25 protein-coding genes are annotated in these 25,702 nt (G+C 66.0%); 10 read left to right on the top strand and 15 right to left on the bottom strand.

Annotation, left to right across the window (positions count from 1 at the left end; genetic code table 11):
- Positions 1 to 11: 11 nt before the first annotated feature.
- The 13 genes from ACZYSP_RS33610 to ACZYSP_RS33550 form a co-directional block, all read right to left on the bottom strand.
- Positions 12 to 1,043 (bottom strand): ABC transporter permease, encoded by a 1,032-nt coding sequence (locus tag ACZYSP_RS33610; RefSeq protein WP_489018889.1) that lies wholly within the window; start codon positions 1,041 to 1,043, stop codon positions 12 to 14.
- Positions 1,006 to 2,544 carry a sugar ABC transporter ATP-binding protein gene (locus ACZYSP_RS33605; protein WP_489018887.1) on the bottom strand — a complete coding sequence of 513 codons (1,539 nt, stop codon included), beginning with the start codon at positions 2,542 to 2,544 and terminating at the stop codon, positions 1,006 to 1,008. Before ACZYSP_RS33605 ends, ACZYSP_RS33610 begins: the two co-directional genes overlap by 38 nt.
- Positions 2,541 to 3,710, bottom strand: a complete 1,170-nt coding sequence (locus tag ACZYSP_RS33600; protein WP_093079044.1) for an ROK family protein — start codon at positions 3,708 to 3,710, stop codon at positions 2,541 to 2,543. The genes ACZYSP_RS33605 and ACZYSP_RS33600 overlap by 4 nt, the downstream gene beginning before the upstream one ends.
- A gap of 230 nt (positions 3,711 to 3,940) precedes the next feature.
- Positions 3,941 to 4,360 (bottom strand): F0F1 ATP synthase subunit epsilon, encoded by a 420-nt coding sequence (locus tag ACZYSP_RS33595; protein ID WP_093057730.1) that lies wholly within the window; start codon positions 4,358 to 4,360, stop codon positions 3,941 to 3,943.
- 18 nt (positions 4,361 to 4,378) lie between these two features.
- Positions 4,379 to 5,779, bottom strand: a complete 1,401-nt coding sequence (gene atpD, locus ACZYSP_RS33590) for a F0F1 ATP synthase subunit beta (protein WP_093057731.1) — start codon at positions 5,777 to 5,779, stop codon at positions 4,379 to 4,381.
- 137 nt (positions 5,780 to 5,916) lie between these two features.
- Complete coding sequence (locus tag ACZYSP_RS33585; RefSeq protein ID WP_093057732.1) at positions 5,917 to 6,303, bottom strand: hypothetical protein; 387 nt, start codon at positions 6,301 to 6,303, stop codon at positions 5,917 to 5,919.
- A gap of 90 nt (positions 6,304 to 6,393) precedes the next feature.
- Entirely contained in the window at positions 6,394 to 7,269 is an 876-nt protein-coding gene (gene atpG / locus ACZYSP_RS33580; protein WP_093057733.1) for a F0F1 ATP synthase subunit gamma, read from the bottom strand.
- Positions 7,270 to 7,302: 33 nt separating this feature from the next.
- Positions 7,303 to 8,856, bottom strand: a complete 1,554-nt coding sequence (atpA, locus tag ACZYSP_RS33575) for a F0F1 ATP synthase subunit alpha (protein WP_093057734.1) — start codon at positions 8,854 to 8,856, stop codon at positions 7,303 to 7,305.
- A 48-nt stretch (positions 8,857 to 8,904) separates the two neighbouring features.
- On the bottom strand, positions 8,905 to 9,435 hold the full coding sequence (locus ACZYSP_RS33570) for a F0F1 ATP synthase subunit delta (protein ID WP_489018883.1): 531 nt from the start codon (positions 9,433 to 9,435) through the stop codon (positions 8,905 to 8,907).
- An 8-nt stretch (positions 9,436 to 9,443) separates the two neighbouring features.
- A complete protein-coding gene (locus ACZYSP_RS33565; RefSeq protein WP_093057736.1) occupies positions 9,444 to 9,914 on the bottom strand; it encodes a F0F1 ATP synthase subunit B in 471 nt (156 codons plus the stop codon).
- 88 nt (positions 9,915 to 10,002) lie between these two features.
- Positions 10,003 to 10,266, bottom strand: coding sequence for a F0F1 ATP synthase subunit C (gene atpE, locus ACZYSP_RS33560; protein ID WP_007830191.1), 264 nt, complete (start codon positions 10,264 to 10,266; stop codon positions 10,003 to 10,005).
- A 60-nt stretch (positions 10,267 to 10,326) separates the two neighbouring features.
- Positions 10,327 to 11,196 (bottom strand): F0F1 ATP synthase subunit A, encoded by an 870-nt coding sequence (atpB, locus tag ACZYSP_RS33555; RefSeq protein WP_093057737.1) that lies wholly within the window; start codon positions 11,194 to 11,196, stop codon positions 10,327 to 10,329.
- Positions 11,197 to 11,200: 4 nt separating this feature from the next.
- Complete coding sequence (locus ACZYSP_RS33550; protein WP_093057738.1) at positions 11,201 to 11,686, bottom strand: ATP synthase subunit I; 486 nt, start codon at positions 11,684 to 11,686, stop codon at positions 11,201 to 11,203.
- Positions 11,687 to 11,844: 158 nt separating this feature from the next.
- Here ACZYSP_RS33550 and ACZYSP_RS33545 point away from each other — a divergent pair, with 158 nt between their 5' ends.
- From ACZYSP_RS33545 to ACZYSP_RS33510, 8 genes are read left to right on the top strand one after another with little or no spacing between them, the layout of a single operon-like run.
- Positions 11,845 to 12,738 carry a D-amino acid aminotransferase gene (locus tag ACZYSP_RS33545; protein WP_093079047.1) on the top strand — a complete coding sequence of 298 codons (894 nt, stop codon included), beginning with the start codon at positions 11,845 to 11,847 and terminating at the stop codon, positions 12,736 to 12,738.
- Entirely contained in the window at positions 12,735 to 13,043 is a 309-nt protein-coding gene (locus tag ACZYSP_RS33540) for a YbeD family protein (RefSeq protein WP_093079048.1), read from the top strand. Before ACZYSP_RS33545 ends, ACZYSP_RS33540 begins: the two co-directional genes overlap by 4 nt.
- 31 nt (positions 13,044 to 13,074) lie before the next feature.
- Positions 13,075 to 13,782: a lipoyl(octanoyl) transferase LipB gene (gene lipB, locus ACZYSP_RS33535; RefSeq protein ID WP_177192834.1), complete on the top strand. Its 708-nt coding sequence runs from the start codon at positions 13,075 to 13,077 to the stop codon at positions 13,780 to 13,782.
- A gap of 7 nt (positions 13,783 to 13,789) precedes the next feature.
- Positions 13,790 to 14,791: a lipoyl synthase gene (gene lipA / locus ACZYSP_RS33530; protein WP_093057742.1), complete on the top strand. Its 1,002-nt coding sequence runs from the start codon at positions 13,790 to 13,792 to the stop codon at positions 14,789 to 14,791.
- Positions 14,788 to 16,221: a glycosyltransferase gene (locus ACZYSP_RS33525; protein WP_489018879.1), complete on the top strand. Its 1,434-nt coding sequence runs from the start codon at positions 14,788 to 14,790 to the stop codon at positions 16,219 to 16,221. Before lipA ends, ACZYSP_RS33525 begins: the two co-directional genes overlap by 4 nt.
- Positions 16,218 to 16,994 (top strand): hypothetical protein, encoded by a 777-nt coding sequence (locus tag ACZYSP_RS33520; RefSeq protein ID WP_489018877.1) that lies wholly within the window; start codon positions 16,218 to 16,220, stop codon positions 16,992 to 16,994. The genes ACZYSP_RS33525 and ACZYSP_RS33520 overlap by 4 nt, the downstream gene beginning before the upstream one ends.
- A gap of 19 nt (positions 16,995 to 17,013) precedes the next feature.
- Complete coding sequence (locus ACZYSP_RS33515) at positions 17,014 to 17,982, top strand: Gfo/Idh/MocA family protein (protein WP_354336803.1); 969 nt, start codon at positions 17,014 to 17,016, stop codon at positions 17,980 to 17,982.
- Positions 17,979 to 19,115 (top strand): DegT/DnrJ/EryC1/StrS family aminotransferase, encoded by a 1,137-nt coding sequence (locus ACZYSP_RS33510; RefSeq protein WP_489018875.1) that lies wholly within the window; start codon positions 17,979 to 17,981, stop codon positions 19,113 to 19,115. The genes ACZYSP_RS33515 and ACZYSP_RS33510 overlap by 4 nt, the downstream gene beginning before the upstream one ends.
- Before the next feature lie 18 nt (positions 19,116 to 19,133).
- Here the strand turns inward: ACZYSP_RS33510 and ACZYSP_RS33505 are convergent, their stop codons facing one another.
- Together ACZYSP_RS33505 and baeS are read right to left on the bottom strand one after the other, a co-directional pair.
- A complete protein-coding gene (locus ACZYSP_RS33505; RefSeq protein WP_218149769.1) occupies positions 19,134 to 19,838 on the bottom strand; it encodes a response regulator in 705 nt (234 codons plus the stop codon).
- Positions 19,835 to 21,220, bottom strand: coding sequence for a sensor histidine kinase efflux regulator BaeS (gene baeS, locus ACZYSP_RS33500; protein WP_489018873.1), 1,386 nt, complete (start codon positions 21,218 to 21,220; stop codon positions 19,835 to 19,837). The genes ACZYSP_RS33505 and baeS overlap by 4 nt, the downstream gene beginning before the upstream one ends.
- Before the next feature lie 138 nt (positions 21,221 to 21,358).
- Here baeS and ACZYSP_RS33495 point away from each other — a divergent pair, with 138 nt between their 5' ends.
- Positions 21,359 to 22,549: an efflux RND transporter periplasmic adaptor subunit gene (locus ACZYSP_RS33495; protein ID WP_093079107.1), complete on the top strand. Its 1,191-nt coding sequence runs from the start codon at positions 21,359 to 21,361 to the stop codon at positions 22,547 to 22,549.
- A 13-nt stretch (positions 22,550 to 22,562) separates the two neighbouring features.
- Positions 22,563 to 25,700 carry an efflux RND transporter permease subunit gene (locus tag ACZYSP_RS33490; RefSeq protein WP_093079054.1) on the top strand — a complete coding sequence of 1,046 codons (3,138 nt, stop codon included), beginning with the start codon at positions 22,563 to 22,565 and terminating at the stop codon, positions 25,698 to 25,700.
- The last annotated feature ends 2 nt before the right edge of the window (positions 25,701 to 25,702 follow it).

The raw sequence follows: 25,702 nt of genomic DNA, 5'->3' as shown, positions 1-25,702 counted from the left end.
CGGGAAAGGGATTAGCGGTGGCCTCGCTGGAGGAACGCGACGATGATGATCACGAAGCCCTGCACCGCAGCGTTCAGGTACACGCTGATGATGCTGGTGAGGTTCAGGATGTTGCTGATGACCGAGAGCAGGATCGCGCCCACCACGGTGCCGGTGATGCTGCCCGCGCCGCCCTTGAGCGCGGTGCCGCCGACGATCACCGCGGCAATGGCTTCGAGCTCCCACAGCAGGCCGGTGGTCGGCGAGGCCGAGCCCAGGCGCGGCACGTACAGCAGCGTGGCAATGCCTACGCACACGCCGAGCAGCACGTAGGTGAGGATCTTCACGCGGTCGACGTCGACTGCCGCGTAACGCGCCACCTGTTCGTTCGAGCCGATGGCCTGTACGTAGCGCCCATACGCTGTGCGATTGAGGATGATGCCGCCGATGACCGCGACGATCACGAAAACCCACACCGGCACCGGAATGCCCGCGAGGCTCGCGTAGTACACCGGCGCGTAGAGGTCCGACAGGTCGTTGTCGAGCGTGAGCGCGCCGCCGTCGGCAAAGTACGTGAGGTATGCGCGGAAGATGCCGAGCGTGCCCAGCGTCACGATGAAGGGCTCGATGCGCCCCTTGGTGATGAGCAGGCCATGCGCGAGCCCGAACACCGCACCGAGCACCACCGCCAGTACAGCGCCCATCACCACCGCGAGCAGCGGCGAGCCCGAGGCCGGGCCGGCCCAGTTGATGAACATGATCACGCTGCCCGCGATGAGTGCGGCCATCGAGCCCACCGACAGGTCGATGCCGCCGGAGATGATCACGAAGCACATGCCCACCGCGATGATGCCGATGAAGGCCGTGCGCGTGAGCACGTTCATCGCGTTGTCGAGGGTCGCGAAGTCGCCGTTCAGCAGCGTGCCGGCAATGCACAGCAGCACGAGGCCGATGACCGGGCCGAGCCCGTGCAGGCGCTGCACCCAGCCCGGCTTGGCCTCGCTGCGGTGCTGCTGCTGCGCGGCTTCAAGCGTCTGCGGTGGTGTTGGCTGTTCCGGTGGCATGAGCGATGAGCTCCTCTTCAGTCAGATGGTCCGCGTCGAGCGTGGCAACGAGACGGCCCGCGCGCATCACCGCGACGCGGTGGCACAGGCCGATCAGCTCCATCAGCTCCGACGAGACGACGATCACCGCGAGCCCTTCGCGGGCGAGTCGCTGGATCAGGAAATAGATGTCGCGCTTGGCGCCCACGTCGACGCCGCGCGTGGGCTCGTCAAGCACCACTACCTTGGGCTGCGGCTGAAGCACCTTGGCGAGCGCGAGCTTCTGCTGGTTGCCGCCCGAGAGCGACGATGCCTTGACGTCGAGCGAGCCGGTGCGAATGCCGTAGTCTTTCACCGCCCCGGCCAAGGCGCCGCGTTCGGCCTCGGGCTTGAGCCAGGGCTGGGCATAGCGTTCGAGCGCCATCAGCGTGAGGTTCTGGCGCAGGCCGAAGTTGACGTGCAGGCCCTTGCCCTTGCGGTCTTCGCTGAGGTAGGTGAGGCCGTGCTTGGCGGCATCGCGCGGGTTGCGCCAGCCCTTGTCGTGGGGCACGGGCTTGCCGAGCATCTCTACGCTGCCGCTCGCGGGGCGCAGGCCGAGCAGGCCTTCGAAGAGTTCGGTGCGGCCCGCGCCGACGAGGCCCGCGAAGCCGAGGATCTCGCCGGGGCGCACTTCGAAGCTCGCGTCCTGCGCCCAGCCGGGCACGCTGAAGTTGCGTACGCGCATGGCGGGCGCGTCGGCGGCGACGACCACGTCGCGCGGCGGGTAGAGGTCGGCCAGTTCGCGGCCCACCATGAGGTTGGCCATCTGCTGGCGCGTGACCTCGGACGTCGGCGCACGCGCGACGAAGCGGCCGTCGCGCATGACGATGACTTCGTCCGTCACCTGCTCCACTTCGTCGAGCTTGTGCGAGATGTAGACGATGGTGACGCCATCGGCGCGCAGCTGGGCGATGAGCTTGAACAGGCGCTCGGTCTCGCCCGGCGTCAGAGTGGCCGTGGGCTCGTCCATGATGAGCAGGCGTGCGCGGCGAGCGATGGCTTTCGCGATCTCGACGAGCTGCTTCTCGGCGACGATGAACTTTCGCACCTTGGTGCGGGGGTCGATGTTCAGGCCCACTGCTGCAAGTGCGGTGGCGGCGTCGCGCTCCATCGAGGCGTCGTCGAGCAGCCAGCCCTTTTTCTTCTCGTGGCCGAGGAAGATGTTCTGCGCCACGCTCAGGTCTTCGGCGAGATTGAACTCCTGGTGGATCAGCACGATGCCCAGTGCTTCGGCATCGCGCGAGCTCGCGAACTGCTGCGGCTGTCCGTTGACGCGCAGCGTGCCTCCGCTCAGCGGCTCGTAGCCGGCCAGGATCTTCATCAGCGTGGACTTGCCTGCGCCGTTCTCGCCGAGCAGGCCGTAGACGTGGCCGGGCGCGAGCGCAAAGCTCACGCCGTGCAGCACCTGCACGGGGCCGAATGCCTTGACCACGCCATCGAACTCGACAGCGACACTGCCCTTGATGTTCTCGGCCGCGTTCATGGCGCCACTCCCCGGGCCTTCAGGGTCTCTTGCATCGCGAGCACGCCGGCGCCGATCAGGCCGCCCTGCATGCCCAACGGCGTGTACTGGATTTCCAGATGTCGCGTGGAGAGCGCCAGTGAGCGCTGGTACACGCTCTGCCGCACGGCCGCAAGAAACAGCGGGCCGATGCGCGTGATGCCGCCGCCGATGAACACATGCGACGGATTGAAGAAGTTGACGACCGAGGCGAGCATCTGCCCGATCAGGCTGCCCGCGCGCTGGATGATGGCGTTAGCGGCCGTGTCGCCGCCGCGGCTGGCCTGGCCCACATCGATGGCGTCGATGCGCCCGTGCACGCGCAGGCACTCGGCCAGCGTCGCGCTCTCGCCGGCCTCGGCCGCCTGCATCGCCATGCGCGTGATCGCGGGGCCGGCGGCCATGGCCTCGACACAGCCGAGGTTGCCGCAGTGGCAGCGGGGGCCTTCCTGGTCGACGCAGATGTGGCCCACGTCACCGGCCGAGCCTGCGGCGCCGCGGTATACCTCGCCGTGGCAGACGATGCCGCAGCCGATTCCGGTGCCGATCTTGATGACGAGGAAGTTGGTCAGCGAGCGCTTGAGGCGCCACAGTTCGCCGAGCGCCATGAGGTTCACGTCGTTGTCGACGAAGACGGGCGCCGCGTAGTCCTCGCGCAGGTAGTCGCGGATGGAGAAGCTGTCCCACGCGGGCATCAGCGGCGGGTTCACGAGCTGGCCGATCTCGAAGTTGACGGGGCCGGGCACGCCGATGCCGATGCCGAGCACGTCCTTGGCGCTCGCGTTGCAGCGGGCCAGCAGTTCGCGCATGAGCGTGCGCACGCGGGCCAGCACCACGGCCGGGCCTTCGCGCACGTCGGCCGGTTCGTCGTGCTGCGCGAGCACGGTGAGATCGGGCCGAAGCACGGCCACGTCGAGGCTGGTGGCGCCGATGTCGATGCCGACGAGCACGCCAAGGCCGGCATGCAGTTGGAGGTTTTCCGCGCGGCGACCGCCTGAGGAACGTTGCAGGCCGGCTTCGGCGAGCAGGCCCTGGTCGACGAGGCCGGCGATCAGCCCGTTGGCTTTGCTCTTGGAAAAGCCGAGTTGCTCGGCCATGGCGTGGCGCGAGCCGCCGGCCGACCAGAAGGTCGTTTCCAGCAGCCGCATCTCGTCCGCAGTGATGCCACTCCAGGGTGCCACGCGCTTTGTCTCCGGTGTTCTTTTGCTTTGCGCCCGCAGCCCCGGCTGCTGGACGAAGGTGAATACTAGGCGGCGCTCTTCAGCCAGACAAGGCCGAACTTCGACCATGTTTCAGCCAAAGATGATCGAGCGAAAGCGTACGGACGCAAAAAAGCCGCCCGAAGGCGGCTTCTTGTCGGAGCAATCGGGAAGACCGATTACTTCTTCTGGCGGTACTTGCGCAGTGCCGCGATCTGGGCGGCCATCACGGCCAGCTCGGACTGAGCCATCGCGATGTCGATGTCGCTCTTCGCGTTCTTCAGCGCTTCCTCGGCGGCGGCCTTGGCCTGGTTGGCCTTCTCGTCATCGAGGTCCTTGCCGCGGATCGCGGTGTCGGACAGCACGGTGACGGCGTTGGGCTGCACTTCGAGAATGCCGCCGGCCACGAAGACGAACTCTTCCTTGCCGTCGGCCGTTTCGATGCGCACGGCGCCGGGGCGGATGCGCGTGATCAGCGGAGTGTGGCGCGGATAGATGCCGAGCTCACCGGCTTCACCGGGCAGCGCGACGAACCTGGCTTCGCCCGAGAAGATCGACTCTTCCGCGCTGACCACGTCGACGTGAATGGTGTTTGCCATCTGAGTTCCTATGCCGCCTTAAGCGACCTTCTTGGCTTTTTCGAACGCTTCGTCGATGGTGCCCACCATGTAGAACGCTTGTTCCGGCAGGTGGTCGGCTTCGCCGTTCACGATCATCTTGAAACCACGGATGGTTTCGGCCAGCGGCACGTACTTGCCGGGCGAGCCCGTGAACACTTCGGCCACGTGGAACGGCTGCGACAGGAAACGCTGGATCTTGCGGGCGCGGGCCACTGCCAGCTTGTCGTCGGGAGCCAGTTCGTCCATGCCCAGAATGGCGATGATGTCGCGCAGTTCCTTGTAGCGCTGCAGCGTGCCTTGCACGGCGCGGGCCACGTTGTAGTGCTCTTCGCCGACCACGTTCGGGTCGAGCTGGCGCGAGGTCGAGTCCAGCGGGTCCACGGCGGGGTAGATGCCGAGCGAGGCGATGTCGCGCGACAGCACCACGGTCGAGTCCAAGTGAGCGAAGGTCGTGGCGGGCGACGGGTCGGTCAAGTCGTCGGCGGGGACGTACACGGCCTGGATCGAGGTGATCGAGCCGACCTTGGTCGACGTGATCCGCTCTTGCAGGCGGCCCATTTCTTCAGCCAGCGTCGGCTGGTAGCCCACGGCGGAAGGCATGCGGCCCAGCAGAGCCGACACTTCGGTACCGGCCAGCGTGTAGCGGTAGATGTTGTCCACGAAGAACAGAACGTCACGGCCTTCGTCGCGGAACGACTCGGCGATGGTCAGGCCGGTCAGCGCCACGCGCAGACGGTTGCCCGGGGGTTCGTTCATCTGGCCGTAGACCATGGCCACCTTCGAGTCCTCGAGCTTCTCGAGGTTCACGACGCCGGAGTCGGCCATCTCGTGATAGAAGTCGTTGCCTTCGCGGGTACGTTCACCCACACCGGCGAACACCGACAGACCCGAGTGAGCCTTGGCGATGTTGTTGATGAGTTCCATCATGTTCACGGTCTTGCCCACGCCGGCGCCGCCGAACAGGCCCACCTTGCCGCCCTTGGCGAACGGGCACACCAGGTCGATCACCTTGATGCCGGTTTCCAGCAGGTCTTGCGAGGGCGACAGTTCGTCGTACGCGGGAGCCTTGCGGTGGATGGAAGCGGTGAGCTCCTGGCCCACTTCGCCGCGCTCGTCGATCGGACGGCCGAGCACGTCCATGATGCGGCCGAGCGTGGCCTTGCCGACCGGCACGGTGATGGGTGCACCGGTGTTGGTCACGATCAGACCGCGGCGCAGGCCGTCGGACGAACCCAGTGCAATGGTGCGCACCACGCCGTCGCCGAGCAGCTGCTGAACTTCGAGGGTCAGCCCGCCGCCTTCGAATTTCAAGGCGTCGTACACCTTGGGCATCTGGTCACGCGGGAACTCCACGTCGACCACGGCGCCGATACATTGGACAATTTTTCCTTCAGCCATGGCGTTTCCTTCTGGATGGATCTCAATAAATTTGCGACAGGTTCTTGCAGAAGCGTCCTGGTGCCAAAACGGGCCGCTTTTGCAAGAATGCCGGACGGGCCGGCACCCTTGAATCTCTACTTCTTCTCGTCAGTTCATCAGCACTTCATGGCCGTCGCTTGCGCAGCGAAAGCGTCCGAAGCAGCCTTGCAGGCCTGGCCCAACGCGGCCTTGTCGGCGCCCATCGAAGCCCAGGTGGCCTTCGTCTGGTCGAGACTGGCCTTCATCGCGTCAGCAGCGGCGCCGCTTTGCGAACCCACGCAGGTTTGCACCTTGGCCAGGTAGTCGTTGCACTCCTGCGGCAGGTCGGCGGCCGATGCCGTCGGGGCTGCAGCGGGAGCAGCCGGCGCTGCTGCGGGAGCGGGGGCAGGAGCCGGAGCGGCGGGTGCAGCAGCGGGAGCCGGTGCAGGCGCGGGCGCCTCTTCCTTCTTGGAGCAAGCAGTCAGAGCGGCAGCAATAGCCACCAGAGCAAGAATCTTCTTCATTTTGCGCAGAGTCCCCTTAAATAAAGGCCTTGGGTTACCGGGCGCGCAGAGCGCATCCGATCAGCAACGCGGCCTGTTGCATTGCCTCAATCAAACGCCTGCGGCCGCGGCCGCGCCGGACACGATTTCGGACAGCTCTTTGGTGATGCCTGCCTGACGGGTCTTGTTGTAGACCAGCTTCAGTTCGCTGATCACGTTACCCGCGTTGTCGGTCGCAGCCTTCATGGCCACCATGCGCGCCGAGTGCTCGGACGCCATGTTTTCGGCCACGGCCTGGTACACCAGCGATTCCACGTAGCGCACCAGCAGCTCGTCGATCACGCTTTGCGCGTCGGGTTCGTAGATGTAGTCCCACGAATGATGGCCCGACTCGGTTTGCAGCGTCTCGGCCTTCAGCGGCAGCAGTTGCTCCACCATCGGCTCTTGCTTGATGGTGTTGATGAACTTCGTGTAGCACAGGTACACCGCCGACAGCTTGCCTTCGGCATAGGCGTCCAGCAGCGTCTTGACCGGCCCGATGAGCTTGTCCAGATGCGGCGTGTCGCCCAGCTGCGTCACATGGGCCACCACACGGGCGCCGATGCGGTTCAGGAAACCCAGGCCCTTGTTGCCGATGGCGACCGACTCGACCACGTTGCCCGCTGCCTGCGCTTCGCGCAGCTTGCCGGTGACGGCACGCAGCAGGTTGGTGTTCAAGCCGCCGCACAGGCCCTTGTCGCTGGTCACGATGATGAAGCCGACGCCCTTGGCATCGGTCGTCTTCATGAACGCGTGGGTGTACTCCGGGTTCGCCTTGCCGAGGTTGGCTGCGATGTTGCGGATCTTTTCGCTGTAGGGGCGAGCGGCGCGCATGCGTTCCTGCGCCTTGCGCATCTTGGAAACCGAGACCATTTCCATGGCCTTGGTGATCTTCTTGGTGTTTTCCACCGATTTGATCTTGCCGCGGATTTCCTTACCAGCTGCCATGAGAGCTCCTTCTTGCGTCGATCAAGGGGTCGATCAGGCGAACGACTTCTTGAACGCGGTGACGGCTGCCAGCAATTCGGCTTCCGCTTCCTTGTCGAGCGCCTTGGCCTTCTCGATCTTGTCGAGCAGCGGGGCGTGGCTGGACTTCAGGAACTGGTGCAGGCCATGTTCGAACGGCAGCACCTTCTTGATTTCGAGGTCGTCCATGAAGCCCTTGTTCACGGCGAACAGCGACGCGCCCATCAGCGAGATCGGCAGCGGGCTGTACTGTGCCTGCTTCAGCAGTTCGGTCACGCGGGCACCGCGGTCGAGCTGCTTGCGGGTGGCTTCGTCCAGGTCGGAAGCGAACTGCGCGAACGCAGCCAGTTCACGGTACTGCGCCAGGTCGGTACGGATACCGCCGGACAGGCCCTTGATGATCTTCGTCTGAGCCGACGAACCCACGCGCGACACCGAGATACCGGCGTTGATGGCGGGGCGGATACCTGCGTTGAACAGGTTGGTTTCCAGGAAGATCTGGCCGTCGGTGATCGAGATCACGTTGGTCGGCACGAAAGCGGACACGTCGCCGGCTTGCGTTTCGATGATCGGCAGTGCGGTCAGCGAACCGGTCTTGCCCTTGACTTCACCCTTGGTGAAGGCTTCGACGTAGTCGGCGTTCACGCGGGCTGCGCGCTCGAGCAGACGGCTGTGGAGATAGAACACGTCGCCGGGGTAGGCTTCGCGGCCCGGCGGGCGGCGCAGCAGCAGCGAGACCTGGCGGTAGGCAACGGCCTGCTTGGACAGGTCGTCATAGACGATCAGGGCGTCTTCGCCGCGGTCGCGGAAGTACTCGCCCATCGTGCAGCCCGAGTAGGCCGACACGTATTGCATGGCAGCCGATTCCGAAGCGGAAGCCGCAACCACGATCGTGTAGTCCATGGCACCGGCTTGTTCCAGTGCGCGCACCACGTTCTTGATCGACGAAGCCTTCTGGCCGATCGCAACGTAGACGCAGGTCATGTTCTGACCCTTCTGGTTGATGATCGCGTCGATGGCCACTGCCGTCTTGCCGGTCTGGCGGTCGCCGATGATCAGCTCGCGCTGGCCACGGCCGACGGGCACCATCGAGTCGATGGACTTCAGGCCGGTCTGCATCGGCTGGTCGACCGACTTGCGGGCGATCACGCCCGGCGCGACCTTTTCGATCACGTCGGTCATCTTGGCGTTGATCGGACCCTTGCCGTCGATCGGCTGGCCCAGTGCGTTCACCACGCGGCCGATGAGCTCGGGGCCCACGGGCACTTCCAGGATGCGGCCCGTGCACTTGACGGTGTCGCCTTCGGAGATGTGCTCGTACTCGCCCAGAATCACGGCGCCGACCGAGTCGCGCTCGAGGTTCAGCGCCAGGCCGAACGACGGCGTGCCGTCTGCCGTGGGCGGGAATTCGAGCATTTCGCCCTGCATCGCGTCGGACAGGCCGTGCACGCGCACGATGCCGTCCGTCACCGACACCACGGTGCCTTCGTTACGGATGTTGGCGCTGACCCCGAGGCCCTCGATGCGGCTCTTGATCAGTTCGGAAATTTCTGCGGGATTGAGTTGCATGACTCTTTCCTTCTTTCTTTGAGGCTACAAGTAGAGGGCTGGAAACCGTCAGGCTGCCAGCGCAACTTTCATTTGTTCAAGGCGCGCTTTGACGGAGGTGTCGAGCACCTCGTCGCCGACCACCACACGAATGCCACCGATCAGTTCCGGCTCTTGCTGGACCGTGACCTGGAGCTTGCGACCGAAACGCTTTTCGAGCGCGGCCGACACATTGGCCAGCGCAGCGCCGTCGATCGGGAAGGCGCTGTAGACCACGGCGTCGGACAAACCGCTCTTCGCGTTGGCCAGTGCCCGGAACTGCTTCGCAATTTCCGGCAGCACCGAAAAGCGCCCGTTCTCGAGGAGCGCACCCAGGAAGTTCTGGGCATGAGCGGCCAACGGTGCACCGAATGCACCGGCGACCACGCCGATCACCTGTTCGGCCGTGGCCTTCGGGTTGTCGGCGAACTGCTGGAGCTCCGGATTGGCCGCGATGGCGGCAATCTTTTCGAGCCAGGCGCTGGTTCCGGCGACGTCGGACGACGACGCCTTGAAGAGCGCCTCGGCGTAGGGGCGTGCAATGGTGGCGAGTTCTGCCATGGCTTCTATCAGAGTTCGGTCTGCAGACGGGCGAGCAAATCGGCGTGAACGCCTGCATTCACTTCCTTGCGCAGAATCTGCTCTGCGCCCTTGACGGCCAGTGCGGCAACCTGCTCGCGCAGTGCTTCACGGGCCTTCAGTGCCTGCTGGTCGGCTTCGACGCGTGCGGCTGCAACGATCTTGTTGCCTTCCTCGGTCGCGCGGGCCTTGGCCTCTTCAACGATGGCCTGGGCGCGACGTTCGGCGTCGGCAAGACGTTGTGCGGACTCGTTGCGTGCCTGACCCAGCTCGGCTTCCACGCGCTTGTTGGCGGCGGACAGCTCGGACTTGGCCTTGTCGGCGGCAGCGAGGCCTTCGGCGATCTTCGCAGCGCGGTCGTCCAGCGCTTTCGCGATCGGCGGCCACACGTACTTCATCGTGAACCCGACCAGGATCAGGAACACGATCATCTGAACGATCAGGGTACCGGTAATGCTCACTTTTCACCCTCTCTTTGGGATTGAATCGAAGCCATTCGCTAGACGCCAGAGGACTAGGGAACGACGACGCAGGTCCGACGAGAAAGACTTACTTCGGCAGGTTGGCGATCTGAGCCAGGAACGGGTTGGCCGTTGCGAACCACAGAGCGATACCGGTGCCGATAATGAAAGCGGCGTCGATCAGACCAGCCAGCAGGAACATCTTGGTTTGAAGTTCACCCATGAGCTCAGGCTGACGTGCGGCCGACTCGAGGTACTTGCTGCCCATGATACCGATGCCGATACATGCGCCCACAGCGCCCAGACCGATGATCAGGCCGGCGGCCAGTGCAACAAAGCTAATAACTTCCATGATGACTCCTAGAGGACTTTGGTTGAAGAGAAAACAAAAAACAGAAACGAAAACTGATGATCAGTGGTGATCGTGGGCCTGGCCGATATAGACCAGCGTCAGCATCATGAACACGAAGGCTTGCAGCGTGATGATCAGGATGTGGAAGATGGCCCAGGCCGTGCCCGCGATGATGTGGCCGATGGCCAGGCCGATGCCGGTGGCCGACATGGACCAGGCACCGCCCATCAGGGCGATCAGCAGGAAGATCAGTTCACCGGCGTACATGTTGCCGAACAACCGCATGCCGTGCGAGACCGTCTTGGCGACGAACTCGATCATCTGCATGGCGAAGTTGAAGGGGTACAGCGCCCAGTGGTTGCCGAAGGGTGCGGTGAACAGCTCGTGGATCCAGCCGCCGGCGCCCTTGATCTTGATGTTGTAGTAGATGCAGATCAGCAGCACTGCCACCGACATGCCCATGGTCACCGAGAGGTCGGCGGTGGGCACGACGCGCAGGTAGGCGTGGTGCGGGTCTTCGCCGGCGATGTGGAAGATCTTGGCCCAGATTGCCGGGAACAAATCGACCGGGAACAGGTCCATTGCGTTCAGCAGGAAGATCCACACGAAGATCGTGAGGGCCAGCGGTGCGACGAACTTGCGGCTCGTGGCGTTGTGGACGATGCCCTTGGCCTGCTGGTCGACCATTTCGACGAGCAGTTCGACAGCCGCTTGAAAACGGCCGGGAACACCCGAAGTGGCCTTGCGGGCAGCCAGCCAGAGCAGCCAGCAACCCAGGATGCCGAGCGTGATCGAGAAAAAGAGCGAGTCGAAATTGAAAACCGAGAAGTCAGCAACACCTCCGGGCTTGGAGCTTTGCAGGTGCGTCAAGTGGTGAACGATGTATTCACCCGCGGTCTGACCATGTTCCGCAGCGTTTTCAGCAGCCATTCCGTTACTCGTCTCTCTGTTGCCGGCGCCGGGGCGAGAACATCACCGCCAACCAGGCCGCCTTCATTGTCACCACCAGGCCGATCAGCATTGCTGGCCAGCTCAGCGCCGTTATCAGCCTTGGCGCGGCGATCAGCATCGCCACGGACAAGGCCATCTTGACCATTTCCCACAGGAAGAATCCGAACACCGCAGTGCCCGGATTCAAGGAAGAAAACCGACCGGTCAGCCCGCGTGCGAAAACCGCCGATGGAACAACCACCGCGATCGCACCGTAAGCGGCGGACCAACCCAGATTTTGCCTCCCCGTCAGTCCCCAGGCGGCCAGAGCCACCACCAGACCGACAACCAACTGACCCGCGATCACCCGCCATGGGGAGACCGAAGGGTTCTTTGCTCGCAGTTCACGCGCCTCATCGGCGGTCAACGGCTTGAATTCTGCATCGAGGTCTTCAGCGACCTCCGAGTCTTGACGGGCGATTGTTTTCATTTCGAATGAAGCCCGGATGACGACCCAGAATTTCTACAAAGCCATTGATTATAAGTAAAAACCCAGCCGGTCCCGCCACCCCGCGCTGTCGCGCATGCAAATCGACGCTGCATTCCCTGACGCGAACCCGACGCGGCGCACACAACCATAATTCCTTCATGCACCCTATCACCGACGCCCTGCCTGCCACGCTTTGTTACCTCGACGGCGAGTACACCGCCCTGCGCGACGCGAAGATCAGCGTCCTCGACCGTGGCTTCATTTTCGGCGACGGCATCTACGAATACGTCCCCGTCTACTTCGGCCAGCCCTTTTGCTTCGAGGAGCACATGGCCCGCCTCGACCGCTCGCTCGCCGAGCTGCAAATAGAGAACCCGCTTTCGCTCGAGCAATGGCGCGAGATCGTGATGCGCCTGGTCGAGCCCGGCGGCGACGAACCCCAGTCAGTGTACTTTCAGGTGACGCGCGGCGTGGCACCACGCGACCACGCGATGGTGCGCGGCCTGCGCCCGACGGTGTTCGTGATGGTGAACCCGCTGCCACCCATCTCCGACGCCATCCGCGCCAAGGGCGTGGCCTGCGTCACCGCGGCCGACTTCCGCTGGCAGAAGGCCCACATCAAGAGCACCAGCCTGCTGGGCGCCGTGCTCGCGCGGCAGATCAGCGTGGAAGCCGGTGCGGCCGAGACCATCATGTTCCGCGACGAATGGCTCAGCGAAGCCTCGTCGAGCAATGTGTGGATCGTGAAGGACGGCAAGCTGATGGGCCCGCCCAAGAACAACCTCGTGCTGACCGGCATCCGCTACAGCCTGTTCGAACGCCTGTGCAAGGCGCATGGCATTCCCTTTGCGCTGCGCCCCATCTCGCGCGAAGAGGTGTTCGCCGCCGACGAGCTGCTGATCTCCTCGGCCAGCAAGGAGCTGCTGCCCGTCGTCACGCTCGACGGCCAACCTATTGGCAACGGCCGCCCCGGCCCCATCTACAAGAGCTTGTACGCGGCCTACCAGCAGGCCAAGCAACACAACGCACAGAAGCACGGAGCCCTGGCATGACCGACAACACGACTACCACCGACACCAACGCGATCCCCGACCCGCGCAAGGAGTCGCTGATCGAGTACCCCTCGCAGTTTCCGATCAAGGTGATGGGCGCCAAGGTCGACGGCTTCGTGCATGCCGTCACGCAGATCGCCGAGCAATTCGACCCGACCTTCGACGCCACCACCGTCGAGCTGCGCGACAGCAAGGCCGGCAACTACCTCGGCGTGACCATCACCGTCACGGCCACCAGCCGCGAACAGCTCGACGACCTGTATCGCGCGCTGTCCGCGCACCCGATGGTCAAGGTCGTGCTTTGACCCACAAGCGGCCCGCGCGGCGGACCACGCCATGACAGACACCGCCACCGTTCCCGCCACCGTTCCCGCCATCGAGCTGCATCCGCTGGGCCGCGTCGACTACGCCGATACCTTCGCAGCAATGAAGCAGTTCACGCTGGAACGCACGCCCGACACACCCGATGCGCTATGGATTTGCGAGCACGCTCCGGTGTTCACGCAAGGCATCGCGGGCAAGCAGGACCACATCCTGAACCCTGGCGCGATCCCCATCGTGCAGACCGACCGCGGCGGACAGGTCACCTTCCATGGCCCCGGCCAAGTCGTGGCCTACCCGCTGATCGACCTGCGCCGGGCGGGCTACTTCGTCAAGGAATACGTCTACCGCATCGAGGAATCGGTGCTGCGCACGCTCGCCCATTTCGGCGTGACCGGCCAACGCGTGCCCGGCGCGCCGGGCATCTACGTGCGCCTGGACGACCCGTTCTCGCACGCCGCGCTGACCGGCCCGATGCCCGCCGCCGACCCGTTCCGCGGCCTCGGAAAGATCGCGGCGCTGGGCATCAAGGTGAGCCGCCACGCCACCTACCACGGCGTGGCGCTCAACGTACAGATGGACCTCGAACCCTTCTCCCGCATCAACCCTTGCGGCTATGCAGGGCTGCAAACGGTCGACCTTTCTACAATCGGCATCCAAACCACATGGGAAGAAGCCGCCACGGTGCTGAGCCAGAAGCTCTCCACTTTCCTGGCGCCTTGACACACCAATGAGCACCACAGAAGTCGTCCGCGACGCCCAGAGCGCCGAAAACTACAACCCCCTGGCCAAGCAGAAAGCGGCGGCCAAGCTCTCGCGCATTCCCGTCAAGGTGGTGCAGGCCGGCGAAGTGCTCAAGAAGCCCGAGTGGATCCGCGTCAAGGCCGGCAGCCCCACCACGCGCTTCTACGAAATCAAGCAGATCCTGCGCGAGAGCAACCTGCACACCGTCTGCGAAGAGGCTTCGTGCCCGAACATCGGCGAATGCTTCGGCAACGGCACCGCCACCTTCATGATCATGGGCGACAAGTGCACGCGCCGCTGCCCGTTCTGCGACGTGGGCCACGGCCGCCCCGACCCGCTCGACAAGGACGAGCCGCTCAACCTCGCCAAGACCATCGCCAAGCTGCGCCTGAAGTACGTGGTGATCACCAGTGTCGACCGCGACGACCTGCGCGACGGCGGCAGCCAGCACTTCGTCGACTGCATCAAGAACATCCGCGAGCTCTCGCCGATGACGCAGATCGAGATCCTGGTGCCCGACTTCCGCGGCCGCGACGACCGCGCCCTCGAGATCCTCAAGGCCGCCCCGCCGGACGTGATGAACCACAACCTCGAAACCGCGCCGCGCCTCTACAAGGAAGCGCGCCCCGGCAGCGACTACCAGTTCAGCCTGAACCTGCTGAAGAAGTTCAAGGCGCTCCACCCCAACGTGCCGACCAAGAGCGGCATCATGGTCGGCCTGGGCGAGACCGACGAAGAAATCCTGCAGGTCATGCGCGACATGCGCGCCCACGACATCGACATGCTGACCATCGGCCAGTACCTGTCGCCGTCGGGCTCGCACCTGCCGGTGCGCCGCTACGTGCACCCCGACACCTTCAAGATGTTCGAGGAAGAGGCCTACAAGATGGGCTTCAGCCATGCAGCGGTGGGTGCGATGGTGCGGTCCAGCTATCACGCAGACCAGCAGGCAGGACACGTTCTGGCCGGCGCGCCGTCGCTCGATTGAACAACGACACGGCGACGGCCCCCACACCGGACGCGCCGCAGTCCGGCAAACCCCTGCACATCCTGCTGGCGATGTGCTACCTGCTGCATCGCACAGGCGCCGAAATGTTCACCCGCGACCTGGCGATGTGGCTGCGCCGTCGCGGACACGCCGTCACCATCTTCGCGACGGCCTTCGGCGACATGGCGAACGAATTGCGCTTCGCCTCCATCGCCTGTGTCACCGACCTGGCCGACATGGCTGCGCGGCCGGACGTGATCGTCGGCAACACGCACCACGAGACGGTTCGCGCGCTGCTGCATTTCCACGACGTGCCGGTCCTCACGATATGCCATGACCGCAGCGACGATCACGGGCGCCCGGCGCAGTTCGCACAGGTCGTGTGCCATGTGGCCGTCGACGAGAACTGCGCGCAGCGCCTGGTGCACGAGTTCGGCATCGCGCGCGAGCGCATCGAGCTGATCCAGAACGGTGTCGACCTTTCGCGTTTTCCCCGGCGCGGCGACCTGCCGGCGCAGCCCCGCACGGCGCTGGTCTTCAGCAACTACGCCTCGCACAACGCGCAGCTGGAGGAAATCCGCGCCGCCTGCGTGCAGCGCGGACTGTCGCTGGACGTGATCGGCAGCGGCACCGGCAACCACCTGCCCGACCCGGCGGAGGCGCTCGGCCGCTACGACATCGTCTTCGGCAAGGGCCGCTGCGCCACCGAGGCGCTGTGTACCGGCAACGCGGTGGTGGTGCTCGACCCGGTGTGGGGCATGGCCGAGATGGTGACGGCTGCAACCGTGGCCCATGCACGGCACTGGAATTTCGGCCGGGCGCTGCTGATCCGGCCGATCACGCGGGAGAGCGTGGGCGCCGAACTCGACCGCTATGACGCCGGGGATGCAGGCAAGGCCGGCGAATGGATGCGCGCACACGGCAGCCTCGACGCCACGCTCGGCGCGCTCGAAAGCTGCGTGCAGCGCATCGTCCGGCAACATCCGGTGATCGGGGTTCCAGCGAACCAGCGCGCGGACGAGATGTCCCGCTACATGCAGGACTGGATCCGGCGCGGCAGCCCTTCGGCGGCACACTTGACCATTGCGTCTCTGCATCAGCACGTCGCAGGCCTTCAGCAGTCCTTCAACGACCATCAGCGCATGTATCAGGACCGGATCGACGCGCTGCAGGCCGAAGCACAGCGGCAGGCGGACCATGCCGCCGCGCAGGCCGAAGCACGGCAGCTGGCGGACCATGCGGCCGCGCAATCGAACGCCGACTGCAATGCACGGCTGGCCGGAGCCGAGCAGCAGGTCCGGCAGGCGCGCGCCGAACTCGCCCTGCTCCAGGCGCAGTTGCGCGAGGTCTATGCCAGTCACTCATGGCGCGTGACCGGTCCGCTGCGCCGTATCTCGACCCTTGTCCGCCCGGGCGGCCCAAGCGCATGAAGCCGCTGGTGATCGCCGCCCATTCGGGCCACGAACTGCTGCTGTGGAAGTGGCTGCGCAACGAGCGGCCGGACTTCGTGGTGCTGACCAACGGCGCCGGGTCAACCGGTGTGCCGCGGCTCGAGCCGACGATCGACAACCTGGCGCAAGCTGGTGCCAACTGGATTCCAGCGGTTGTGCAGCCGGTCGCCGACGCCGACATCTACCGGGCGCTGCTCGAAGGAGACACGCGCCTGTTCACGCAGTGGGTCAGTGCCTTGACGACGCACGTCGTCGAACAAGGCATCGACTGCATCGTCGCCGACGAAGCGGAGGACTACAACCCTTCGCACGACCTGTGTCGCCTGCTGGCCAACCAGGTCGCCGCGCACGCCGCAGCGCGCGGCTGCGAGGTCGTCTCGCTCGGCTATCCCACCGTGGGCCATCCCAGCCCGTCGGCGCGGCTGGCTTCCGAGCGCCATGTCATGGTGGAGCTCGACGAGCACGAGCTGCAGGCCAAGCTGGACGACATGCACGGCTATGCGCGCAGCTTCGGCGGCCAGCTGGAGCGGGAGCTGGCGGGCTTCATCGCCGAGTTCGGCGTCCAGGCCTATGGGCGGGAATGCCTCTTCGCCGCACAGCCCACGCGCTACGAACTGGCGGAAGCGCCTGCAACCAAGCCCTCTTTCGAAATCATCGGCGAAGAGCGCGTCGCGGCCGGCGTGTACAAGCACGTGATCCGTGGCGCCCATCTGCAAGCCGTGGCCGACCGGCTGCGCGACGCAATGAGCTGACACAGCCATCGACGCCGCGATGTCCTTCACGACGCCTGCCATCGACGACGACAGCGCGGCCATCGTCGCCGACCCCATCGCCACCTTCGCGGTTCCGCTCCCGCTCGACGCTCCGCTGGCCCATGCAGTCGTGGGCCTCGGCCGCTTCGGCTGCGTCCATGCCCGAAAGCTCCTCGCCCTGAGCGGCTTCCACCTGCGTGCCCTGGTGGATTGCTCGTCGTCGGCCCGCGCTGCCAGCGAACTCGCAGCGCTGCCGCTGTTGCCGAGCCTGGACGATCTGCCGCCGGGCATCGCGTCGGTCACAGTCGCCACCAGCGACGACGCGCACGCCGAAGTCGCGATGGCATTGATGCGGCGCGGCTGCCACGTGCTGGTCGAGAAGCCGCTTTGCATCGACCGGCACGAAGGCGCCCTGATGATCCGCACCGCGCGGCAATGCGGCGTCACCCTGAGCACAGGGCACATCGAGCGCTTCAACCCGGTGTTCGACGAAGCCGTGCTAGACCGACTGCGGAACGCGGCGGCAAGCCACAGCCAGGGCCAGCAGGGCCGGCGTCCCTTCATGCGGTTTCGCCGCTATTCGACCCGCGTCGCCACGGCCAGGGACAGCGTACTGGACCTGATGGTGCACGACATCGACCTGTTCGCTTGGCTGTGCGCGATTCCCGTGGAAGCACCGCTGGAAGTGCTCGCGCGGCACATCGGCGAACAAAGCATCCGCGCCCGAGTGCGGCTGGGTGCCCTGATCGCCGAATTCGAGAGCGGCTACGGCAGCATGCCGGCCAGCGCCCGACTGCATGTGTGCGACGGCCACCGTGAGCAGTTGCTGGATCTGCGCCGTTCGACAGCGACGACGACCGGCGACGATGCCCTGACACGGCAGTACCAGGGCTTCCGGCGCGCCATCCTGGGTCAGGCCAGCCGCGTCGCGTCGGGTGCCGACGGCCTTGTGGCTGTCACCCGGGCCTGCCAGATACTGCACGCATGAAAATCCCGCTGTTCCGGCCGGCGGCTTCCGCCGAACCGATGGCGACGCGCCTGGCCCAGGCCCTCGCCGCCGTGCTGCGCAGCGGCACGTACATCCTCGGGCCGCAGGTCCAGGCTCTGGAGGCGCGGCTGTCGGCGCTGCTGCATGGCCGCGAGACCGTGGCCGTGGGGTCGGGTTCCGAAGCGCTTTTGCTGGCCTTCAAGAGCCTCGGCATCGGAAGCGCGGGCGGAGGGGACGCGCTGGACGAGGTCCTGATGCCTACCTACACCTTCGTCGCGTGCGCGGAAGCAGTGCTCGGCGCCGGCGCGCGGCCGGTCTTCGTCGACAGTGCGCCAGACGACTTCCTGCCAACGCTTGCGCATTTCCGCAATGCCCGAACGCCCCGGACCCGCGCGATCCTCGCGGTCGGCCTCTTCGGCGACCCGAGCGGCCTGCCCGAGCTGGCCGCCTACTGCCGCGACGAAAAACTGCTGCTGGTCGAGGACGTGGCCCAGTGCCTCGGTGCCCGGGCCAGTGACGGCACCGCGGCGGGCAACGCCGGCACCTGGGGCGACGCCGCGGCAATGAGCTTCTATCCGACCAAGACTCTCGGTGCTGCCGGCGACGCCGGTGCACTGGCCTTCAGGGACCCGCTCCACGCCAGCAAGGCCCGCCTGTTGCGCAACCACGGCTACCACGACGGCCAGCACCACTGCCTCGGGCACAACAGCCGCATGGACGAACTGCAGGCCTGCCTGCTCAATGCCGCCCTGGACGATTTCCCGGACCTCATCGCGCGACGGCGTGCCATCGCCGCACGCTACCTGTCGGCCTGGGCGGACTTGCCGATTCGCTTGCCGCCAGACTCGCCCGGCCACGCGTGGAACTACTTCGTCGTCCGGCTGCCTGGCCCGCGCGAACGCGAAACCTTTGCGGCCCGGCTGGCCGCATCCGGCATCGCCACCCGCATCTACTACGAGCAGCCGCTGCACCGGCACGAGGCACTCCAGCCCTGGCACGGCAACGGCTCCCTGCCGCGCAGCGAGACGCTGGCCGGCTGTTCGCTCGCGTTGCCGCTCTACCCGATGCTCGACGACGAGGAAATCGAGTACATCATCGGTGCCGTGCGGCGAGCTGCTGCGACTGGCGCGTGATACGGGCGAACGCGGCGATCAAGGCAAGTCGAGCCGGTACCCCACCCCGTAGATCGACCGTATCAACTCCTGCCCCTGGCTCGCCGCATCGAGCTTGCGGCGCAGGTTCTTCACATGGCTGTCCACCGCCCGATCGGTCACTGCGCGCTGGTCTGCATGCACATGGTCGAGCAGCTTGTCGCGCGACAGCACACGGCCCCGTGCGTCGGCCAGCGCCTTCAGCAGGCGGAACTCGATCGGCGTGAGCCCCAGCGGGGTGCCGTGCAGCGTCGCCTTGTACGTCTGCTCGTCGATCTGCAGGGGCGATGCCTCGCGTGACGCATAGCCGCTGCGGCGCAGCAGCGCCTTCACGCGCGCCACCACCTCGCGCGGGCTGAATGGCGTCTTGCAGATGTAGTCGTCCGCGCCGATCTCGAGGCCCATCAGGCGGTCGGCCTCTTCGACGCGCGCCGTGAGCATGATGACGGGCACCTCGCTGAACAACCGCAGCTCGCGGCACACGCTCATGCCGTCCTGTCCGGGCAGCATCAGGTCGAGCAGCACGAGGTCGGGCCGGCGAGCCTTCACGGAGGGCACAACCTCCAGCCCGTTGGCGATCCATTGCGAGGTGTAGCCCGAGGCCTGGAGGTAGTCGGCGAGCAGCGCCGCCATGCGCGGCTCGTCCTCGACGATCAGGACGTGCGCGGACGAAGAAGAAGCAGTTGCCATGGTCGTGTCGTTCATTGCGGTAGCCGCACCGCAATCCACAGCCCGCCCAGCGGCGAAGCCTTGGCCTCGATGGTGCCGCCATGCGCCTCGACGATGCTGCGGCAGATGGCAAGGCCGAGCCCCGCGCCGCCACTGGCCCGGTTGCGCGAACCCTCGCCGCGGAAAAAGCGCTCGAACAGGCGCGGCAGCAGCGCCGCGTCGACGCCCGGCGCCGAATCCATGAGATCGATCGCGATCTGGTTGTCGTCTTCGCGCGCCTCGATGCGCAGCACGCCGCCCGCGTCGGTATAGCGGCAGGCGTTGAGCACGAGGTTGCTGAAGAGCTGCTGCATGCGCCGCTCGTCGGCGAACATCATCAGCGGCTGCGCGGGCAGCACCAGCTCCAGTCGCAGGCCAGCCGAAGCCAGCCTTTCGCGGAACGAATCCACGCTCAGCTCCAGCAGCTCCCGCAGGTTGATGTCGGCCTTGCGGTACGCGAGTGCGCCCACGTCCGCCATCGACAGGTCGTACAGGTCGGTCACCAGCTTGTTGAGCATGCCCACTTCGTGCTGCAGCGAGCGCACGGCCTGCGCGTCGAGGCGGCGCACGCCGTCTTCCATTGCCTCCAGTTCGCCGTGCAGCACGCCCAGCGGCGTGCGCAGCTCGTGCGACACGTCGGCCATGAACTCGCGACGCATCCGCTCGTTGCGCTGCAAGGTGAAGGCCAGCGAATTGAAGTCACGCGCCAGTTGCCCAACCTCATCGTGCGATGCCACCGCCACGCGGCTCGCGTAGTCGCCCGATGTCAATCGGTGCGTGGCCGCTGCCACACGCTTGACGGGCGCGAGCAGCACCCGCGCGATCCACCACGCAATGCCCGCAGCCAGCAGCACGCACAGGCTGCCGATGACCCAGCTCGCGCGCAGCTGGTTTTTCTGGAAGCGCTGGTCGCCGGCCTCGCTCACGCTCTGGAACGGCATCATCGCGACCCAGCCCACGGTCTTGCCGTCGACCACCACGGCACGTTCAATGGCACCCTTGCGAATCTCCCTGAAGCCCACGATCACCTTCCTGTCCGTATCGAGCAGCGCGATGCGCAGCACGGCGCCCGTCAGGTCGGACACCAGCGCCGGGGTGCGCCCCGGCTCGAAGCGCTCGCCCGAGGCGGAAGGCGCGGGCCGCATGATCTCGAACCACGGGCCAGGGTCGTCTCGCAGGAAGTCCCAGCTGCCGTTCTGCCGGTAGGCCGCAACGGCGTTCGGCAGAACGGAGTCGAGCCGCTCCACGCCCTGCTCGTTGAGGTAGCCGACAAAGCCGCGCTCGAAGTTCCAGCGCGAGGCGGCGCCCATCGCGACCACGGCCAGCACGGCGGTGGCCAGCACGGCGAGAAAGAGCTTGGTGGTGATGCTGATCTTCATGAAGGGCCACAAGATAAGCCAGATGAGGCCCGCGCGGTGCATTCAGCGCCCATGGCCGTGCATGCCGCAGGGACCTCCACATTCGCTCCACATTCACTGAAGACCATGGATTCCAAACCCGATTGGAATCTTCTGAACATGTCTTCCCGCTTCATCCGCACCGGCCTCGCGTGCGCCCTGGCCTTCGGCCTGCTGGGCGCGATCGCGGGATGCTCCGGCTCTTCTTCCGCACCGCCCCAGCTCCCCGCCGCGCAAGTCGGCGTGGTGACCATACAGCCCGAGAACCAGCCGATCACCACCGAGCTGTCGGGCCGCACCCGCGCCCGCCTGAGCGCGGAGATCCGCCCGCAGGTCGGCGGCATCGTGCAGCAGCGCCTGTTCGAAGAAGGTGCGCTGGTCAAGGCCGGGCAGGTGCTCTACCAGCTCGACCCCGCCAGCTACAAGGCGTCCTACGCCAGCGCGCAGGCCAGCGTCGCCAAGGCCGAGGCCACGGTCAACTCCGCGAAGGTCACCGCGCGCCGCAATGCCGAGCTCGCGAAGATCGACGCCGTCAGCCAGCAGACCAACGACGACAGCCAGGCCACGCTGCAGCAGGCCGAGGCCGAACTCGGCGTGGCCCGCGCCTCGCTCGACACGGCGCGCATCAACCTCGGCTTCACACGTATCACCGCGCCGATCGCGGGGCGCATCGAAGCCTCGACGGTCACGCCGGGCGCGCTGGTCACGGCCAGTCAGACCACCGCGCTCACGACCGTGCAGCAGCTCGACCCGATCCACGTCGACGTAACGCAATCGACCACCGATCTGCTGCGGTTGCAGCGCGAACTGGCGGCCGGCACGCTCAAGAGCAGCAGCGACAAGAGCGAAGCCTCCGTGAAGCTGCTGCTGGAAGACGGCACGGTCTACGCCCACGCCGGACGCCTGCAGTTCGCGAGCGTCACCGTCAGCGAAGGCACGGGCGCGGTCACGCTGCGCATCCTGGTGCCGAACCCCGAGCGCACGCTGCTGCCCGGCATGTACGTACGCGCCGTACTCGAAGAGGGCGTGGCCGAACGGGCGCTGCTGGTGCCGCAGCAGGGCGTGACGCGCACGGCCAGCGGCGATGCCTCCGCGCTGGTGGTCACTGCCGACAACAAGGTCGAGAAGCGCGCGCTGAAGGTGTCGCGCGCTGTCGGCAACCGCTGGCAGGTGACCGACGGGCTGAAGGCGGGCGAGCGCGTGATCGTCGAGGGCTCGCTCAAAGTCAAAGTGGGCGACACAGTGAAACCCGTGACCGCCGACACCACCGCAACGGTGGCCAGCGCGGCAAGCGCCGGCACCAGCCGCTGAGGAAGCAACGCACATGGCACGCTTCTTCATCGACCGGCCCATCTTCGCGTGGGTCATCGCCATCGTCATCATGCTTGCCGGCGGGCTGTCCATTGCCACGCTTTCGCTGGAGCAGTATCCCAACATCGCACCCACCAAGGTCTCCATCAACGCGACCTACCCCGGTGCCTCGGCCAAGACCATCGAGGACTCGGTCACGCAGGTGATCGAGCAGAAGATGAAGGGCCTCGACCGGCTCGTCTCGATGTCGTCGAGCAGCACCTCGTCGGGCACCGCGCGCATCGAGCTCACCTTCGAGGCCGGCACCAACGCCGACGTGGCGCAGATGCAGGTGCAGAACAAGCTGCAGCAGGCCGAGTCGCAGTTGCCGCAATCGGTGCAGAGCCAGGGCGTGACGGTCACCAAATCGGGCACCGACTTCCTGATGATCGTCTCGCTGGTCTCGCAGGACGGCAGCGCCTCGGCCACCGACATCGGCGACTACATCTCCAGCAGCCTGCTCGACGTGCTCAGCCGCATCGACGGCGTGGGCGACGTGCAGACGCTGGGTTCGGGCTATGCCATGCGCATCTGGCTCGACCCCGCCAGGCTGCAGAAGTATTCGCTGATGCCCTCGGACGTGACCACCGCGCTCACCAGCCAGAACACCGAAGTCTCTGCCGGCCAGCTCGGCGCGCTGCCGGCGGCCGCGGGCCAGCGGCTCACCGCGACCATCACCGCGCGCAGCAAGCTGCGCACCGCCGACCAGTTCCGCGAGGTGATCGTCAAGTCGGACAGCAGCAGCGGCGCGATCGTGCGGCTGGGCGACGTCGCGCGCATCGAACTCGGCAGCGAGAGCTACACCGTCAGCTCGCGCTTCGACGGCAAGCCGTCGTCCGGCATGGGCGTGAAGCTGGCCACCGGCGCCAACGCGCTCACGGTGTCGAACGCGGTGAAGGCCAAGCTCGCGGAGCTGGCGCCCTTCTTCCCCAACCAGATGAAGGCCGTGGTCGGCTACGACACCACGCCCTTCGTGCGCATCTCCATCGAGGAAGTGGCCAAGACGCTGGGCGAGGCGATGGTGCTGGTCGTGCTGATCATGTACCTCTTTTTGCAGAACCTGCGCGCCACGCTGGTGCCCGCCATCGCGGTGCCGGTGGTGCTGCTGGGCACCTTCGGCGTGCTGGCGCTGCTGGGCTACTCGATCAACACGCTGACCATGTTCGGCATGGTGCTGGCCATCGGCCTCCTGGTGGACGACGCCATCGTGGTGGTGGAGAACGTCGAGCGGCTCATGACCGAGGAAGGGCTCTCGCCGAAGGAAGCCACGCGCAAGTCGATGCGCGAGATCACCGGCGCGCTGGTGGGCATTGCACTGGTGCTGTCGGCGGTGTTCATTCCCATGGCTTTCTTCGGCGGCTCGACGGGCGTGATCTATCGCCAGTTCTCGGTGACCATCGTCGCGGCCATGCTGCTGTCGGTGCTGGTGGCGCTTACGCTGTCGCCGGCACTGTGCGCCACGCTGCTCAAGCCCGTGGAGGCCGGCCAGCATCAGGAGAAGCGCGGCTTCTTCGGCTGGTTCAACCGCAACTTCGAGCGCAATGCAGACCGCTACCGCTCGGGCGTCGGCGGCCTGCTGCGGCGCGGCAAGCGCAGCCTGCTGGTATACGCGCTGCTGGTGGGCGTGCTGGCCGTGACCTTCATGCGCCTGCCCACCTCGTTCCTGCCCGACGAAGACCAGGGCACGCTGATGGCCCAGGTGAAGCTGCCCGCCAGCGCCACCGACGAGCAGCTGCAGCAGACCATGAAGAGCTTCGAGCAATACCTGTCCTCGCAGAAGGAAGTCAGCCACTACATCACGCTGACCGGCCTGAGCGGCGACCAGGCCACGGGCAATGCCTTCATCACGCTGAAGGACTGGAGCGAACGCGGCGGCGACGGGCAAGACGCCGCATCGCTGTCGCGCCGCTTCACGATGGAGATGGCCGCGCGCACCAGCAACGCCAACGTGTTCGTGATGCTGCCGCCGGCCGTGCGCGGCCTGGGCTCGAACGCGGGCTTCGACGTGCAGCTGCAGGACCTGGGCGGCATCGGCCACGATGCGCTGGCACAGGCGCGCGAGCAGTTCCTGGCCCTGGCCAAGAAAGACCCCGCGCTGAGCCAGGTGCGCAGCAACAACCTGGACGACACACCGCAGTTCGCCATCGACATCGACGACCGCAAGGCCGCGGCGCTGGGCCTGTCGACCTCGGACATCAACGACACGCTGTCCAGCGCCATGGGCGGCAGCTACGTGAACGACTTCATCAACAACGGCCGCGTGAAGAAGGTCTACGTACAAGCCGACGCGCCCTTCCGCATGCAGCCCGACAGCGTGAACAGCTGGTACGTGCGCAACGCCAGCAGCGAGATGGTGCCGTTCTCGGCCTTCGCCAGCAGCCGCTGGACGTACGGCTCGCCGCAGCTGTCGCGCTACAACGGCATGTCGTCGTTCGAGCTGATCGGCGACCCCGCCGCGGGCGTGAGCTCGGGTGCGGCGATGGACGCGGTGGAAAACATCATGAAGCAGCTGCCGCAGGGCATCGGCTACGAATGGACCGGCAGCTCGTATCAGGAACGCCTGTCGGGCTCACAGGCGCCGCTGCTCTACGCGGTGTCGATTTTGTTCGTGTTCCTGTGCCTGGCCGCGCTGTACGAGAGCTGGTCTGTGCCGTTCTCGGTGATGCTGGTGGTGCCGCTGGGCGTGCTGGGCGCGGTGCTGGCCACGAAGCTGGCGGGGCTGTCGAACGACGTGTACTTCCAGGTGGGGCTGCTGGCCACGGTAGGGCTGTCGGCGAAGAACGCGATCCTGATCGTGGAATTCGCCAAGCAGCTGCAGGACGAAGGCGTTGCGCTGGTCGAGGCCACGCTGCAGGCCGTGCGCCTGCGGCTGCGGCCCATCCTCATGACCTCGCTGGCCTTCATGTTCGGCGTGCTGCCGCTGGCACTCAGCACCGGCGCGGGCTCGGGCAGCCGCCGCGCCATCGGCGTGGGCGTGCTCGGCGGCATCGCGACCGCCACCGCGCTGGGCATCTTCTTCGTGCCGCTGTTCTTCGTCGTGATCCGGCGCTTCTTCGCGCAAAAGAAAAAACCCGCGGCGGCATCCACGCTGACCGCGCTGCCTGAGGCATGAAT

The sequence above is a fragment of the Variovorax sp. F042 genome (genome assembly GCF_057814215.1).
This window is presented reverse-complemented; position numbering and strand designations above follow the sequence as displayed.

Bases quoted from the DNA above. Each gene is read 5' to 3' on its own strand.
- ACZYSP_RS33595 (WP_093057730.1), bottom strand. From the start codon at position 4,360: ATGGCAAACACCATTCACGTCGACGTGGTCAGCGCGGAAGAGTCGATC.
- atpE (WP_007830191.1), bottom strand. From the start codon at position 10,266: ATGGAAGTTATTAGCTTTGTTGCACTGGCCGCCGGCCTGATCATCGGT.
- lipA (WP_093057742.1), top strand. From the start codon at position 13,790: ATGAGCACCACAGAAGTCGTCCGCGACGCCCAGAGCGCCGAAAACTAC.
- ACZYSP_RS33550 (WP_093057738.1), bottom strand. From the start codon at position 11,686: ATGAAAACAATCGCCCGTCAAGACTCGGAGGTCGCTGAAGACCTCGAT.
- ACZYSP_RS33570 (WP_489018883.1), bottom strand. From the start codon at position 9,435: ATGGCAGAACTCGCCACCATTGCACGCCCCTACGCCGAGGCGCTCTTC.
- ACZYSP_RS33600 (WP_093079044.1), bottom strand. From the start codon at position 3,710: ATGCGGCTGCTGGAAACGACCTTCTGGTCGGCCGGCGGCTCGCGCCAC.
- ACZYSP_RS33540 (WP_093079048.1), top strand. From the start codon at position 12,735: ATGACCGACAACACGACTACCACCGACACCAACGCGATCCCCGACCCG.
- ACZYSP_RS33585 (WP_093057732.1), bottom strand. From the start codon at position 6,303: ATGAAGAAGATTCTTGCTCTGGTGGCTATTGCTGCCGCTCTGACTGCT.
- ACZYSP_RS33605 (WP_489018887.1), bottom strand. From the start codon at position 2,544: ATGAACGCGGCCGAGAACATCAAGGGCAGTGTCGCTGTCGAGTTCGAT.
- ACZYSP_RS33515 (WP_354336803.1), top strand. From the start codon at position 17,014: ATGTCCTTCACGACGCCTGCCATCGACGACGACAGCGCGGCCATCGTC.
- ACZYSP_RS33610 (WP_489018889.1), bottom strand. From the start codon at position 1,043: ATGCCACCGGAACAGCCAACACCACCGCAGACGCTTGAAGCCGCGCAG.
- atpD (WP_093057731.1), bottom strand. From the start codon at position 5,779: ATGGCTGAAGGAAAAATTGTCCAATGTATCGGCGCCGTGGTCGACGTG.
- ACZYSP_RS33510 (WP_489018875.1), top strand. From the start codon at position 17,979: ATGAAAATCCCGCTGTTCCGGCCGGCGGCTTCCGCCGAACCGATGGCG.
- atpG (WP_093057733.1), bottom strand. From the start codon at position 7,269: ATGGCAGCTGGTAAGGAAATCCGCGGCAAGATCAAATCGGTGGAAAAC.
- lipB (WP_177192834.1), top strand. From the start codon at position 13,075: ATGACAGACACCGCCACCGTTCCCGCCACCGTTCCCGCCATCGAGCTG.
- ACZYSP_RS33520 (WP_489018877.1), top strand. From the start codon at position 16,218: ATGAAGCCGCTGGTGATCGCCGCCCATTCGGGCCACGAACTGCTGCTG.
- atpB (WP_093057737.1), bottom strand. From the start codon at position 11,196: ATGGCTGCTGAAAACGCTGCGGAACATGGTCAGACCGCGGGTGAATAC.
- ACZYSP_RS33495 (WP_093079107.1), top strand. From the start codon at position 21,359: ATGTCTTCCCGCTTCATCCGCACCGGCCTCGCGTGCGCCCTGGCCTTC.
- ACZYSP_RS33490 (WP_093079054.1), top strand. From the start codon at position 22,563: ATGGCACGCTTCTTCATCGACCGGCCCATCTTCGCGTGGGTCATCGCC.
- ACZYSP_RS33545 (WP_093079047.1), top strand. From the start codon at position 11,845: ATGCACCCTATCACCGACGCCCTGCCTGCCACGCTTTGTTACCTCGAC.
- atpA (WP_093057734.1), bottom strand. From the start codon at position 8,856: ATGCAACTCAATCCCGCAGAAATTTCCGAACTGATCAAGAGCCGCATC.
- baeS (WP_489018873.1), bottom strand. From the start codon at position 21,220: ATGAAGATCAGCATCACCACCAAGCTCTTTCTCGCCGTGCTGGCCACC.
- ACZYSP_RS33505 (WP_218149769.1), bottom strand. From the start codon at position 19,838: ATGAACGACACGACCATGGCAACTGCTTCTTCTTCGTCCGCGCACGTC.